This is a genomic window from Herbaspirillum sp. GCM10030257, assembly GCF_042666555.1.
Classification (GTDB): Bacteria; Pseudomonadota; Gammaproteobacteria; order Burkholderiales; family Burkholderiaceae_D; genus Noviherbaspirillum.
In genome coordinates, this window is sequence record NZ_JBHTDH010000003.1 from 255,107 (window position 1) to 269,263 (window position 14,157).

At 55.5% G+C, this 14,157-nt stretch carries 14 protein-coding genes; 8 read left to right on the top strand and 6 right to left on the bottom strand.

Annotated features, from left to right (window positions below; genetic code table 11):
- Positions 1-12: 12 nt before the first annotated feature.
- From ACFQUU_RS05850 to orn, 4 genes are all read right to left on the bottom strand, one after another.
- Entirely contained in the window at positions 13-1,386 is a 1,374-nt protein-coding gene (locus ACFQUU_RS05850; protein WP_382244581.1) for a TAXI family TRAP transporter solute-binding subunit, read from the bottom strand.
- A 164-nt stretch (positions 1,387-1,550) separates the two neighbouring features.
- The gene (locus ACFQUU_RS05855) at positions 1,551-2,132 is read right to left on the bottom strand and encodes a hypothetical protein (protein ID WP_382244017.1); all 582 of its coding nucleotides are present in this window, start codon (positions 2,130-2,132) and stop codon (positions 1,551-1,553) included.
- A gap of 350 nt (positions 2,133-2,482) precedes the next feature.
- A complete protein-coding gene (locus ACFQUU_RS05860) occupies positions 2,483-4,150 on the bottom strand; it encodes a peptide chain release factor 3 (RefSeq protein WP_382244020.1) in 1,668 nt (555 codons plus the stop codon).
- 128 nt (positions 4,151-4,278) lie between these two features.
- On the bottom strand, positions 4,279-4,866 hold the full coding sequence (gene orn, locus ACFQUU_RS05865; protein ID WP_382244023.1) for an oligoribonuclease: 588 nt from the start codon (positions 4,864-4,866) through the stop codon (positions 4,279-4,281).
- 42 nt (positions 4,867-4,908) lie between these two features.
- On the opposite strand from orn, the gene ACFQUU_RS05870 reads away from it, so the two are divergent.
- From ACFQUU_RS05870 to ACFQUU_RS05895, 6 genes are all read left to right on the top strand, one after another.
- A complete protein-coding gene (locus ACFQUU_RS05870; RefSeq protein ID WP_382244025.1) occupies positions 4,909-6,168 on the top strand; it encodes a M48 family metallopeptidase in 1,260 nt (419 codons plus the stop codon).
- Positions 6,169-6,187: 19 nt separating this feature from the next.
- Complete coding sequence (locus tag ACFQUU_RS05875; RefSeq protein WP_382244029.1) at positions 6,188-6,538, top strand: 4a-hydroxytetrahydrobiopterin dehydratase; 351 nt, start codon at positions 6,188-6,190, stop codon at positions 6,536-6,538.
- A 2-nt stretch (positions 6,539-6,540) separates the two neighbouring features.
- Positions 6,541-7,431 carry a ribosome small subunit-dependent GTPase A gene (gene rsgA / locus ACFQUU_RS05880; RefSeq protein ID WP_382244032.1) on the top strand — a complete coding sequence of 297 codons (891 nt, stop codon included), beginning with the start codon at positions 6,541-6,543 and terminating at the stop codon, positions 7,429-7,431.
- Between the two features lie 120 nt (positions 7,432-7,551).
- On the top strand, positions 7,552-8,466 hold the full coding sequence (argF, locus tag ACFQUU_RS05885) for an ornithine carbamoyltransferase (protein ID WP_382244035.1): 915 nt from the start codon (positions 7,552-7,554) through the stop codon (positions 8,464-8,466).
- A 74-nt stretch (positions 8,467-8,540) separates the two neighbouring features.
- The gene (argG, locus tag ACFQUU_RS05890) at positions 8,541-9,878 is read left to right on the top strand and encodes an argininosuccinate synthase (RefSeq protein ID WP_382244038.1); all 1,338 of its coding nucleotides are present in this window, start codon (positions 8,541-8,543) and stop codon (positions 9,876-9,878) included.
- Between the two features lie 23 nt (positions 9,879-9,901).
- Positions 9,902-10,222 (top strand): pyrimidine/purine nucleoside phosphorylase, encoded by a 321-nt coding sequence (locus ACFQUU_RS05895; protein WP_382244041.1) that lies wholly within the window; start codon positions 9,902-9,904, stop codon positions 10,220-10,222.
- Between the two features lie 240 nt (positions 10,223-10,462).
- Here ACFQUU_RS05895 and murB read toward each other — a convergent pair whose 3' ends face one another.
- Positions 10,463-11,491: a UDP-N-acetylmuramate dehydrogenase gene (gene murB, locus ACFQUU_RS05900; RefSeq protein ID WP_382244044.1), complete on the bottom strand. Its 1,029-nt coding sequence runs from the start codon at positions 11,489-11,491 to the stop codon at positions 10,463-10,465.
- A 158-nt stretch (positions 11,492-11,649) separates the two neighbouring features.
- On the opposite strand from murB, the gene ACFQUU_RS05905 reads away from it, so the two are divergent.
- Both ACFQUU_RS05905 and ACFQUU_RS05910 read left to right on the top strand, forming a co-directional pair.
- Entirely contained in the window at positions 11,650-12,135 is a 486-nt protein-coding gene (locus ACFQUU_RS05905; protein WP_382244047.1) for a YajQ family cyclic di-GMP-binding protein, read from the top strand.
- Positions 12,136-12,308: 173 nt separating this feature from the next.
- The gene (locus ACFQUU_RS05910; RefSeq protein WP_382244049.1) at positions 12,309-12,944 is read left to right on the top strand and encodes a TIGR02281 family clan AA aspartic protease; all 636 of its coding nucleotides are present in this window, start codon (positions 12,309-12,311) and stop codon (positions 12,942-12,944) included.
- Positions 12,945-13,085: 141 nt separating this feature from the next.
- On the opposite strand, the gene aroG is transcribed toward ACFQUU_RS05910, so the two are convergent.
- Positions 13,086-14,147, bottom strand: coding sequence for a 3-deoxy-7-phosphoheptulonate synthase AroG (aroG, locus tag ACFQUU_RS05915; protein ID WP_382244052.1), 1,062 nt, complete (start codon positions 14,145-14,147; stop codon positions 13,086-13,088).
- Positions 14,148-14,157: the final 10 nt, after the last annotated feature.

Genomic DNA, 14,157 nt, shown 5'->3' on the forward strand with positions numbered 1-14,157 from the left:
CTGCAGATCGACTCAATGCCCGGAGGTGCCTTGCCGCAGGTTTGGCGCCTCCGCCTGCATCAATGACGCTACCCGGCGACGGACGAAATTGATGTGGCTGCGAAGTCCATATAATTCATCGGCAAATGACAACGGAATGGAGATGCGATTGACGCGTTCCTCAATGTCGTTCAGTCTTTGCAACTGGGCGGGATAGACTTCAGCCTGTTTTTCGGGCGGCACTTCTTCGATCGCTTGTTCAACCGCACGTAACTGGCCGTACCAGCGATAGACGCGAGAGCGCACTTTCCATACGTAGATTGGCGGAATGATCCGCGACAGCGGCAGGATCAACGCACCAAGCGCCACGACCACCACCCACATGCGCTCAAAAAAATTGGCCAGCCAGAACGGCAGATATCGCTGCAACAACGGCGGCCCGTTCTTGTAGAACTTCTGCGCCGCCGGCGAGACAGGAATTTCGGTATAGCTTGCCGTCGGAAACTCATCCTTCCTGTTGAACCAGCCCGCATTTCCATGGATGGTTGTCGCAGCCTCAACAAACAGGTCGATGATGGCGGGATGCAGGTCCGACCGCGCCACCAGCGTCGCGGTCGGCGCGATCAAATGGTAATCCTTGGGAGGAAGATCTTTGCCAAGGTCGACGATCCCGCGTGGCAGCACTACATGCGACAGAAAAGGAAAGCGCCGCGTATAAGCTTCGGCCTGGGCGAAGTCGAAGAGCCTGATCCCGGGAGTTTGTAGCAACATCTGGATGAGCGGTGCGTCCGGCGCCGAGCTGAACACCAGGCCATCGATACGGCCTGCGAGCAATTCCACCGTTGCTGGTGTATTTTCCAGCGCACCCAGCTTCAGATCCCCTGCTTCCACCCCATTGACCGACAAGATTTTGCGAAACAGGTTTGGTACGCCGGTCCCCTCCGGGCCCACGTTGATTTTCAAACCTTTCAACTGGGTCAGGTGCGTCACGCTGCGTCCACCGCGGTCACCACGCAGAAACAGCCAGACCGGTTCCGTGAACAGGCTTCCCAGCGAAACCAAACCGACACGTTCGGCGTCTTCCTGCTCCGTGGAACCACTCTGCACGAAAGCGATATCGACACGTGACGCCGGATCTTTCAGTCGCTGCAGGTTTTCTTCAGATCCAAGGGAGTCCTGCTGGATTACGCGAATATCGTGTTTTGCCAGCGCACCCGCATATTTTTTGCCCAAGGCCTGGTAGGCGCTATTGTCCTGCCCGGTGGCGAGCGTCACCACGGATGGCGGCGACGGATCCACAAGCCAGTAAGCAAGCAGACATGTTGCCAGAATCGCTATGACAGCCGGCCCGGCAGCGACGAGGAAATCACGCAGGGAAAACCTGGTGAACTTGAGAATTTTTGGCATGCGCGACCGGAATGAAATCATGGGCCACACCATGCCAAGAAACATCACACTATGCAAGCATGGAAAATGCGGTGCCGATCAATTCGGGAGCGACAAAGCACTCCGAAATTGATCGAATGTTACGGGATGTTGTAAAGCGAAGGTGCTGTGACGAAGCGTGAAGCTTAATGCAGGTTAGCGGAAGTCCTGCGGTGCCTGAAACCGTTGGACGGCTGAGAACTTTCGCCGCGACGGCGCCGATCAGGCAGACCACCGGATTGCTCCGACAGGAGTTGCGCGGCAATCGAGAACCATTGCTCGACCGACAGCATTCTGCGAGCGAGCGGCATCAGTTCCCTTTCTTCCTTTTCCAGCCGCATGTCCATATGACGGCAATACAATTGCATGGAATGACAAATTTCCGTCGCCTTGCTGCTACCGAGTTCGATAGCATTGGTGAGTTGTTCACTAATCGTACGAAGGGTTGTAGCTGCCCTGGCAGAGATGCTGTCGAGTTCGGCTATAACGATCTCGGCATCCCTGCTCATGCCACGTAACGAGGGAATGAGGTAAAGCTCGATCTTTCGTGTCCGGAAAAACCGGTCGTACTGAGTAAGTTTCCCAAAGGCTGTATCAATAAAAGCGAGATCCAGGTTGTGCAGGCTCTTCCACGCGGTTTCAACGTACTGCTGCAGCCGGCAAAGCATGTTGCGCGTCTTGTCCTGTTCGGTTGCGATGGCGATCGTTGCATATGTTGCTGTTAGCATGCATACCTCTTGATTCAGAAAAGTGCAAGATGGAGACGTAGGAGCGAGAAGTGTGCCGGGCTTTCCCCGCACCAAAAAGCCGCAAAAAGCGGGTTCTGAAAAACGTTGGGTGAGTATAGGCGGGAGACCTCGGATTTGTTTGATCTTGCGCAAACACGACAAACCCCTGCACCGATTCCCCCATCAATTGCAGGGTAATTGCGTGTAACTGCACGCAACACGCGAATTTTTCGATATCGAGCTGACGTCACTGATCATTCGCATTCCTATCGGCGGGAAAATAAAAAAAGCCCTTCAAACCGGCGGTTTGAAGGGCTTCTCGTGCTGGCCCTGTTGGGCGTGTCAGGATATCAGCCGACCTTTACCGCATGCTCACGCGTAGCGTGGAAAGTAAGTTGCGGCCAGCGCTCCTGGGTTAATTTCAGGTTGACGCCCGATGTGGCGAGGTAGGCCATGTTGTTTGCCGCATCGAAAGCGATGTTCGCGCCGGCAGCCGATTTTTCGAAATCGGCCAGCGCTTTCTTGTCATCGCTTGAAATCCAGCGGGCACTACTGATGCTAGTGCTTTCAAATACCGCATCGACGCCGTATTCATTGAGCAAACGGCTGGCGACTACTTCAAACTGCAGCACACCGACCGCTCCCAATATGAGGTCGCCGCCATGCACCGGTTTGAACACCTGCACCGCGCCCTCTTCACCCAATTGCTGCAAACCTTTATGCAGTTGCTTGATCTTTAGCGGGTTGCGAATCCGCACCGAACGGAAAAAGTCCGGCGCAAAATACGGAATACCGGTGAACTGCAACAATTCTCCTTCCGAGAAGCTATCGCCGATCTGCATGTTGCCATGGTTGGGCAAGCCGATAATGTCGCCAGCGTAAGCCTCTTCCACCTGCTCGCGGCTGGACGCCATGAAAGTCACCACGCTCGACACCTTGATTTCGCGATTCAGGCGCAGATGCTTGATTTTCATGCCGCGCTCAAAGCGACCGGAGCATACGCGCAGGAAGGCAATGCGGTCACGATGCGCCGGATCCATATTGGCCTGGATCTTGAACACAAAACCGGAAAACGGCGCTTCGACCGGCTCCACGGCACGCACGGTCGCATCGCGCGAACGCGGTGCCGGCGCCCATTCCAGTAGCGCATTGAGGATTTCGCGCACACCGAAGTTGTTGATTGCCGATCCGAAAAACACGGGAGTCTGCGTGCCGGCAAGGAAAGCGTCAAGATCAAAAGGGTGCGAGGCGCCATGCACCAGTTCCACTTCCATCTTGAGTTGCTCGATTTCCTGCGGGAACATTTCAGTCAATCGAGGGTTGTCGATACCCTTGATGACCTCAAACTCCTGGTCCGCCCTTTCCGAGCCGGCCTTGAACAGCAAAATCTCGTCACGCAGCAGGTGATAAACGCCGCGGAAGTTCTTGCCCATGCCGATGGGCCATGTCACCGGCGCGCACTGGATCTTGAGGACGGACTCGACTTCATCGAGCAGTTCCAGCGGATCACGCGTTTCGCGGTCCATCTTGTTCATGAACGTCAGGATCGGCGTCGCACGCATGCGGCAGACGTTGAGCAACTTGATCGTCTGTTCTTCCACGCCCTTGGCAGCATCAATCACCATGAGCGCCGAGTCGACGGCCGTCAGCACGCGATAGGTATCTTCGGAAAAGTCCTGGTGGCCGGGAGTGTCGAGCAGGTTGACGACGTGATCACGGTATTCAAACTGCATGACCGAACTAGCCACCGAAATGCCGCGTTGCTTTTCAATTTCCATCCAGTCGGAGGTGGCGTGACGGCCGCTCTTGCGGGCCTTGACCGTGCCGGCGAGCTGGATCGCGCCTGAAAACAGCAGCAGTTTTTCAGTCAGCGTGGTTTTACCGGCGTCCGGGTGGGAAATGATGCCGAAGGTGCGGCGGCGTGCAACCTCCTTCGCAATCAGTTCGGTCGGAACCTTGCGGTTATCGGGTGCGGTGTCGAGCGCGTCGGTCGACGGAATATCTGTAGCGGAGGCCATGTTTCGGCTTTTGAAAAAAGGGACTGAAGTTTACCGGCTCCCGACCCTGAAGTCGAATCCTGCTTGCCTGTCCGGCAAACCGGTAAACATGAAATGGATCTATACGAACTTATTGAAGGCCTTTAGCGCTATGCCTTGATGAAATGCTCGCGGTAATAGCGTAATTCCTCAATCGACTCAATGATATCGGCGAGCGCCGTATGTTTCTGGTGCTTCTTGAAGCCGTTTGCCAGTTCAGGCTTCCAGCGCTTGCACAATTCCTTGAGTGTGGATACATCAAGGTTGCGATAATGGAAAAAGGCTTCCAGCTTCGGCATGCCACGCACCATGAAGCGGCGATCCTGGCAAATGCTGTTACCGCACATCGGCGACTTGCCCGCAGGCACATAGCGCTTGAGGAAAGCGACAAGTTCTGCTTCGGCATCCGCCTCGCTCACCGTGGATGCCTTGACACGATCGATCAGGCCGGAACGGCCATGGGTACCCTTGTTCCAGGCATCCATCTTGTCGAGCACTTCATCAGGTTGATGAATTGCAAATACCGGCCCTTCGGCAAGCACATTCAGGTTGGCGTCGGTAACGACCGCCGCAACCTCGATAATGCGGTCGGAATCCGGGTCCAGCCCGGTCATTTCCATGTCCACCCAAACCAGATTAAATTCATTTGGACGCACGATTGCGTCTGCACCGTTATTCGTTTCAGTAGCTTGTGACATAATTTGTTCCTTGGTAAACCGCCATTTTCTCACAGGCACAGCATGTCTTCACTTGCGTTCTCCGTATTGTTTATCAGCTTCCTCGGCGTAACCGTGCTCCTCCGTTTCTGGCTGAGTTCACGGCATATTCGCCATGTGGTCGCCCACCGCCATGCCGTACCGGCGGAGTTTGCAGAAAAAATTCCATTGTATGCACACCAGAAAGCGGCCGATTACACCGTGGCTCGCACCAAGCTTGGCATGCTTTCCCTGATGGTCAATACCGTCGTACTGATCAGCTTCACCCTGCTTGGTGGTCTGCAATGGCTGTCTGTTACGCTGTTCAAGATGACCGGTCCAGGCATGACTTATCAGCTTGCGCTGCTGGCGTCGTTCGGCCTGATCAGCGCGCTGATCGAGTTGCCTTTCGATTACTACAAGCAGTTTGTGCTCGAAGCAAAGTTCGGCTTCAACAAGATGACCCTTGGCCTGTTCATCAGTGACCTGGTCAAAAACACCCTGGTCGGCATTGTCATTGGACTGCCGCTCGTATGGGTAATCCTGACCTTGATGGACAAATCCGGCGACCTCTGGTGGTTGTATGCCTGGTTTGTCTGGACCGGCTTCCAGCTGTTGATGCTGGTGTTGTATCCAACCGTGATCGCGCCGCTATTCAATAAATTCACGCCGCTGCAGGACGAAAGTCTGCGTAGCCGGATTGAAAACCTGATGCAGCGCGTCGGCTTTGCTTCCAAAGGACTGTTCGTCATGGACGGTTCCAAGCGCAGCGCACACGGGAACGCGTATTTTTCCGGTTTTGGCGGCGCCAAGCGTATTGTTTTCTTCGATACCTTGCTCGCCCGTCTCGGTCCGCAGGAAATTGAGGCCGTGCTGGCGCACGAACTGGGACATTTCAAGCTCAAGCACATCGTCAAGCGTATCGTTGTCATGTTTGCGATCTCGCTGGGCTTCCTTGCCCTGCTCGGCTATCTGAAGACGCAGGTATGGTTTTATACCGGTCTTGGCGTTGACCCTTTGTTGATCGGCAACAACGACGCGATGGCCCTGATCCTGTTCATGCTGGTACTGCCGGTATTCACGTTCGTACTCTCGCCACTGAACTCGATCACGTCGCGCAAGCATGAATTTGAAGCAGACGCGTTTGCCGCCCAGTACACAAATGCCCAGGACCTGGTCTCGGCGCTGGTCAAGCTTTACGAAGACAATGCATCGACCCTGACACCCGACCCTTTGCATTCCGCATTCTACGATTCACACCCGCCGGCAAGCGTCCGTATTCAACATTTACTTGCCAGCCAATAAAGACAACAAGGATTTCACCATGGTAACCGCTGCAGAACTCATCCAGAAAAAAGGCCGGCACACTGAAACGGCATTGACTGATGCGCAAATCGCCGAGCATCTCGCTGCTGTCGAAGGCTGGGAGCTTAAGGACGGCAAGATCGTCAGGACTTTTAACTTCAAGAACTATTATGAAACCCTGGCGTTCGTGAATGCCATCGCCTATGCCATCCACGCCGATGATCACCACCCGGAACTGATCATTACCTATAACCGCTGTGTGGCGAAGTTCGATACACACTCTGTCAATGGCGGTCGCGGGGGAATTTCCGAAAACGACTTCATCAGCGCAGCCAAGGTGGATGCGATCTATCGGCAAGCCGCCCAGTGACGATGAGTGGAGCAACCGGGACCGTCATCGCAGCGCACGGCAGGCATTATCTGGTACAGGCGGGTGAAGAAAAGTTGCAGTGCGTCACCCGTGGCAAAAAAAGCGACGTCGCCGTCGGCGATATCGTCGATCTGAAGCGGACTTCGGCCAATCAGGCAGTCATTGAATCCATCCAGGAACGCAAGACCCTGCTCTACCGTTCCGATCAGTACAAATCCAAGCTGCTGGCGGCCAATCTGACGCAGCTATTCATTGTGGTCGCAACGGAACCGGGCTATTCAGACGACTTGGTGTCGCGAGCACTGGTTGCGGCCGAAGCCGGCGGCATCGCCCCGCATATCATCCTCAACAAGATCGATGTTGCCGATCTGCTGCCCAAGACTCGCGAGCGCCTCGGCATGTACACACGGATTGGCTACCCTATCCATGAGGTCTCGGCGCGCAAGGATCCGGAACACACCTGCGCGACCCTCCAACCACTTCTGGAAGGCCAGTCGACCATCCTGATCGGCCAATCCGGCATGGGCAAGTCGTCGTTGATCAACCTGCTGGTGCCGGACGCGGAACTGGCTACCCGGGAAATTTCCGCCGCACTTGATTCCGGCAAGCACACAACGACGTTTACGCGTCTTTTCATGCTGAACAAGAGCGGCAACATCATCGATTCACCGGGATTTCAGGAATTCGGCCTCTACCACCTGAGTGAAGGCATGCTGGAACGTGCCTTTCGTGAGTTCGGCCCGCACCTGGGGAATTGCAAGTTCTACAATTGTCATCATCTGACAGAACCGGGCTGTGCAGTTCTTTCCGCTGTCGATTCCGGTGAGATTGCACCCTTGCGACATGCGCTTTACCAACAACTGGTGCACGAGTCGTCGCAAAAGCTGTACTGACCTCGAGTGCTCCGCTGGATGGCGCCGAGTTATCTTTTCGACAGAAAATCTCTTATAATTGAACAGCTTACAACCATCCGGCGGCAGGAGCCAACCAAGCACTTGCCGCCGTTTTCATTTATGGCTATCAAACACTTCCTGCAGTTTTCTGACTTTACGCTTGATGAATTCGAGTACGTGATCGAACGTTCCCGAATCATCAAGCGCAAATTCAAGAATTACGAGCCGCACCACCCGTTGGTCGACCGCACGCTGGTCATGGTGTTCGAAAAGAACTCGACACGCACCCGCCTGTCGTTCGAAGCCGGCATGCACCAGCTCGGCGGCGCCGCCATTTACCTGAACACCCGCGACAGCCAGCTCGGTCGCGGTGAGCCGGTCGAGGACGCGGCACAGGTGATGTCCCGCATGTGCGACATCATCATGGTCCGCACCTTTGGGCATGACATCATCGACCGCTTTGCGGCGCATTCACGTGTACCGGTGATCAATGGCCTGACCAACGAACACCATCCTTGCCAGGTACTGGCCGACGTATTCACGTATATCGAGCATCGCGGCTCCATCAAAGGCAAGACCGTCGCCTGGATCGGTGACGCCAACAATATGCTGTACTCATGGCTGCAGGCGGCACAGGTCTTTGATTTTCATGTGAATGTATCGACGCCGAAGGGCTATGAAATCGACCAGTCACTGGTTGCGCCGAGCAACACCAATTACACTTTCTTCCCCAACCCGTCCGACGCCTGTGCCGGTGCCGATCTGGTCACTACCGACGTCTGGACCAGCATGGGCTACGAAGAAGAAAACGCGGCGCGGCTGAAGGCATTCGACGGCTGGATCGTCGATACCGAGAAAATGCAGCGCGCCAACGCTGAAGCCCTCTTCATGCACTGCCTGCCCGCGCACCGTGGCGAGGAAGTCGCCGCCGACGTGATTGACGGCCCGCAGTCGGTGGTATGGGACGAGGCGGAAAACCGCCTGCACGTCCAGAAGGCGCTTCTTGAATATCTGGTGTTAGGCAAGCTCGAATAAATAACGCCTAACGCCTCAGGCCCACCGTCTTTTCCGATTCATCATCCACAATCCCAGCAAGCGAAGCAGAGATCATGTCGACCATACTTCAGTCCGTTCCCGTCAATCAAAAAGTAGGTATCGCCTTTTCCGGCGGCCTCGACACCAGCGCAGCCCTGCACTGGATGCGTCAGAAAGGCGCAATTCCTTACGCGTACACCGCGAACCTGGGCCAGCCTGACGAACCCGACTACAATGCAATCCCGGAAAAAGCCAGGCAGTACGGCGCCGAACAGGCTCGCCTGATCGACTGCCGCGAGCAACTGGTCGCAGAAGGTATCGCTGCGCTGCAAAGCGGCGCGTTTCACATCTCGACTGCTGGTGTGACTTACTTCAACACGACGCCGCTGGGCCGCGCGGTGACCGGCACCATGCTAGTGGCCGCGATGCAGGAAGACCAGGTTGATATCTGGGGTGACGGCAGTACGTTCAAGGGCAACGACATTGAACGTTTCTACCGCTACGGCCTGCTGGTGAATCCGGCGCTGCGTATCTATAAGCCCTGGCTCGATGACCGTTTCATCCAGGAGCTGGGCGGCCGCAAGGAAATGTCGGAGTTCATGATCAAGTCCGGCTTCAACTACAAGATGTCGGTCGAGAAGGCCTATTCCACCGACTCCAACATGCTGGGCGCAACGCATGAAGCGAAAGATCTCGAACATCTGAACAGCGGTATGAAGATTGTCGAACCGATCATGGGTGTCGCTTTCTGGCGTGATGATGTTGAAGTCAAGCGCGAAGAAGTCAGCATCCGTTTCGAGGAAGGCCGTCCGGTTGCGCTCAACGGCATCGTCTTTTCGAATCCGGTCGACCTGATGATGGAAGCCAACCGCATCGGCGGTCGTCATGGCCTCGGCATGAGCGACCAGATTGAAAACCGCATTATTGAAGCCAAGAGTCGCGGCATCTATGAAGCTCCAGGCCTGGCCTTGCTGTTCATTGCTTACGAACGTCTGGTGACCGGCATCCACAACGAAGACACCATCGAACAATACCGCGACAACGGTCGCAAACTCGGTCGCCTGCTGTACCAAGGTCGCTGGTTCGATCCGCAAGCGATCATGCTGCGCGAAGCATCGCAGCGCTGGGTGGCGCGCGCGATCACGGGTGAAGTGACCGTGGAACTGCGCCGCGGCAATGATTATTCGATCCTGAACACCGAGTCGGCCAACCTGACCTATCATCCGGATCGCCTGACGATGGAAAAAGGCGAAGGTGCATTTACGCCGCAAGACCGTATTGGACAGCTGACAATGCGCAACCTCGACATCATCGATACGCGGGACAAACTAAACATCTACGGCAAAGCCGGCCTGTTGACCGCTAATCCGTCCGTTGCACTGCCACGTCTTGACAAGAAAAGCGGCGACTAAAAATCATTATTAAACTCGACATCATGACTACTCAATTCGACAACGTTTCCGTCGTCAAGAAAGCCAACATCTACTTCGACGGCAAGTGCGTTTCGCACACCGTCCAGTTCGCAGACGGAAGTAAAAAAACCATCGGCGTGATTTTCCCATCCTCGCTGACGTTCAATACCGGCGCGCCGGAAATCATGGAACTCAATGCTGGCAAATGCCGCATCCGTCTGAAAGGCGAAGAAGCCTGGAATACGTTCGAAGGCGGTCAGAGCTTCAATGTGCCAGGCAATTCCAGCTTCGATATCGAAACACTGGAGACGCTGGATTACGTCTGCCACTTCGTCACGGCGTAAGGTAATAGTGAAGAGTGGGCGGGAGAGCGCTACGATGCGCCCTCCTCGCCGGCTCCGCCATAGATGAATGCAAGAAGGTGCGCTGCGCACCTTTTTTATTGGGCGTTATGGTGTGTTATACCGATCCCAAGTCATAACGTGACAAATGAGATCGATGGATTTTTTCGACTGGCAAGGTGCATCGCTACTCAGAGCCTACACTGGAACGCCTGTTCAACTGCTGGCTGAGGATCGACCAGATCAGATGTACACCGGCTCAGGCTCCAGCCGCACCGAGAAGCGCGAGATTACATCGGCCTGAATAGCCTTTGCCAGCGCGACGACATCCGCACCTTTCGCGCCGCCGCGATTGACCAACACCAGCGCCTGTTTTTCATACACGCCCGCAGCGCCCAAGGTCCTGCCCTTCCAGCCGCACTGATCGATCAGCCATCCTGCTGCCAGCTTGAAGCTTCCATCCGGTTGTGCGTAGCTCACCATCGTTGGATGCTGCGTAAGCAGAGCGTCACGCTGTTCGCGCGGCACCACGGGGTTTTTGAAGAAACTGCCTGCATTGCCGATCAACGCGGGATCGGGAAGCTTGCGCGTACGGATCGCAATTACGGCATCACTCACTTGCCTGGCGTCAGGGGCCGTTATGTCACGTGCGGATAATTCCTGAGCCACATCGGCATACTGCAGGTTTGGCCGCCAATGGCGTGGCAGGGCGAATGTCACGTCAAGGATGACTGCACGATCCCGTAGCTCATGCTTGAAAATACTATCGCGATAGGCAAATCGGCATTCTTCCGCCGAGAGTGCCAGCCGCTCACCGGTCGTGAAATCGAAAGCTGTCAGGGAATGAAAGCTGTCCTTTGTTTCAACTCCATAGGCGCCGATATTCTGGATGGGAGCTGCGCCCACGCTACCGGGAATCAGCGACAGGTTTTCAAGCCCGCCGAGCCCATGCGCCAGTGTCCATAATACAAACTGGTGCCAGTTCTCCCCGGCTGCGGCCCTGACATAAATGAACCGCTCATCCTCCCCGACGATGGCAATTCCCCTGGTACTCATATGCAGCACCAGGCCGGGAAAATCGCCGGTCAACAGCAGGTTGCTGCCTCCCCCCAGCACCAGTCGCGGCATGCGCGACAGGTCCGGATCCCGACGTACGGCATCAAGCATATCGTCGTCGCTTACAGAGAGGTAGAAGGCTGCCTTGGCATCGATACCGAAGGTATTGAAATGCTTCAGGGAAAAGTCGCGATGGAGTGGGAGCGCTGCAGTCATAGGGCTGAAATTATAGAGGGTCGCCAAACTAGTCACCCGTTTTTTTGTCAGCTAGAATGGGCCATGTTTTCAGCATGACAAGTCGCTGCCCGACAGAACAACAGAATAATGGATAGCAGCGGGCAATAACCTAATCAACATAGCAAGAGAGAATAGCCATGCCATCTTTTGATGTCGTATCCGAAGCCAATACCGTCGAAGTCAAAAACGCTGTTGACCAGGCAAACAAGGAAATCACCAACCGCTTTGATTTCAAAGGCAGCGATGCCCGAGTCGAACAGAAGGAAAACGAACTCACGGCCTATGCCGACAGCGAATTTCAACTGAGTCAGGTGCGCGACGTACTGACCGCCAAGATGGTCAAACGCAATGTCGATGTCCGCTTCCTCGATATTGGCAAAGTTGAAAAAATCGGCGGCGACAAGGTCAAACAGATTATCAAGATCCGGAACGGCATCGAGTCTGACGACGCAAAAAAGATTGTTCGCGTCATCAAGGACAGCAAGATGAAGGTACAGGCCAGCATTCAGGGCGACGCCGTACGTATTACCGGTGCCAAGCGCGATGACCTGCAATCTGCCATGGCCCTGTTGCGCAAGGAAGTAAGCGAATTGCCACTGGAATTCAACAACTTCAGGGATTGAACCGTCATGACCTCCGTTTCGTGGACCGCAGGTCTCGAAACGGGCATATGAAGCCCTCGCCTGGAACCTGCGTACTGCCGCCGGTGTTGTTCATAGGGAATAGAAGATGCTATGCTTTTGGCGAAGCTTTCCTACTACCGAAAGCTTCCCCATCTAACTTTCACCTGTCATCCATGCGCTCTTTCGTTTCCGCTGCCGGCCTGCTTCTCACAGTTTCCGCTGTCCACGCAGCCGACATCAGCGTGGTCGGCCTCTTCCCCAACAAAGCAGTACTGGTTGTCAACGGCGGGGCACCGAAGACCTATTCAGTCGGGGCGACAATCACTGAAGGCATACGTCTGGTCAGTGCGAGCGAGTCCTCGGCCACGATAGAAGCCAACGGTAAACGCCAGGCAATTGCCATCGGGGATCACGTCAGCCGCAGCGGCGCATCCAATGGACGTGTGAGCGTAACCTTGCAGGCAGACAGCCGCGGGCATTTTGTGGTGCCGGGACAGATCAACGGCGGCACGGTGCGCATGCTGCTCGACACAGGCGCAACCATGGTGGCTATTCCGGCATCCGACGCAACGCGTCTTGGCATAGATTACCGTAAGGGCCGGGTCACTTACCTCAATACGGCCAACGGCGCCGTCCCTGCTTATGCGGTCAAGCTGAATACCGTGAAGGTGGGTGACATCGAACTGAACCAGGTCGATGCGGTTGTGCAGGAGCAGGGTCTGCCCTTCATCCTGCTCGGAATGACTTTCCTGAACCGCACCGAAATGCACCGAGACGGCGAGCAAATGGTGTTGACCAAACGATTCTAAAAAAGCAACAAAAACACCGCAATATCAGCACGTTGAAGTGCCGCAGGCCGGATTGAGATGAAGCTTTTCAACAGTCCGCCATGCGGATTGCGCCCCGAATCAGGACGCAGCCCGCGACACCGCCATGACATACACAACTGCTTAGTCTTGTTCCTGCAACCTACGCTGCTTCACGGCTTCCGCCAAACCTTCCAGCACCTTGACGCTGGAATCCCAGTCAATGCAGCCGTCCGTGACGGACTGGCCGTAGGTGAGTTCCTTACCGGGAATCAGATCCTGGCGACCCGCCACCAGATGCGACTCCACCATCACACCGACAATACGCGTGTCGCCTGCGGCGATCTGCGCTGCGATGTCGGCACAGACCGGCACCTGGTTCTCGGGCTTTTTCGAGCTGTTTGCATGTGATGCATCAATCATGAGGCGCGAAGCCAGACCATTTGCCGCGATTTCCTTGCAAGCGGTGTCAACACTGGCCGCATCATAATTCGGCGCTTTGCCGCCACGCAGAATGATGTGGCAGTCCTCATTACCGCTGGTAGAAACGATCGCCGAGTGACCGCCCTTGGTTACAGAGAGAAAATGGTGGGACTGCGACGCCGCCTTGATTGCGTCGACTGCAATCTTGATGTTGCCGTCGGTTCCATTCTTGAAGCCCACCGGGCAAGAGAGGCCTGAGGCGAGTTCACGGTGGACCTGGGATTCCGTGGTACGCGCACCGATCGCGCCCCAACTGATCAGGTCGGCCACATATTGCGGACTGATCACATCGAGGAATTCGGTACCCGCCGGCAGGCCCAATTCATTGATATTCATGAGCAGTTCGCGCGCCATGCGCAAGCCGTCGTTGATGCGGAAGCTGTTGTCCATGTAAGGGTCGTTGATCAGCCCCTTCCATCCTACCGTGGTACGTGGCTTCTCGAAATATACCCGCATGATGATTTCAAGTTCACCGGCAAAGCGATCGCGTTCCTTGACCAGACGCCGCGCATATTCCATCGCGGCCTTGGTGTCGTGAATGGAGCACGGCCCGATAACGACCATGACGCGATCATCTTGTCCGTGCAGGATACGATGCAACGCTAGGCGCGCATTGGCGGCGGTGGTAGCCACATGCTCGCTGCAGGAAAACTCGCGGATAAGGTGCGAAGGCGGCAGCAGTTCTTTCATTTCGCGAATGCGTAAGTCATCGGTGCGCGGCATGTTTTTCTCC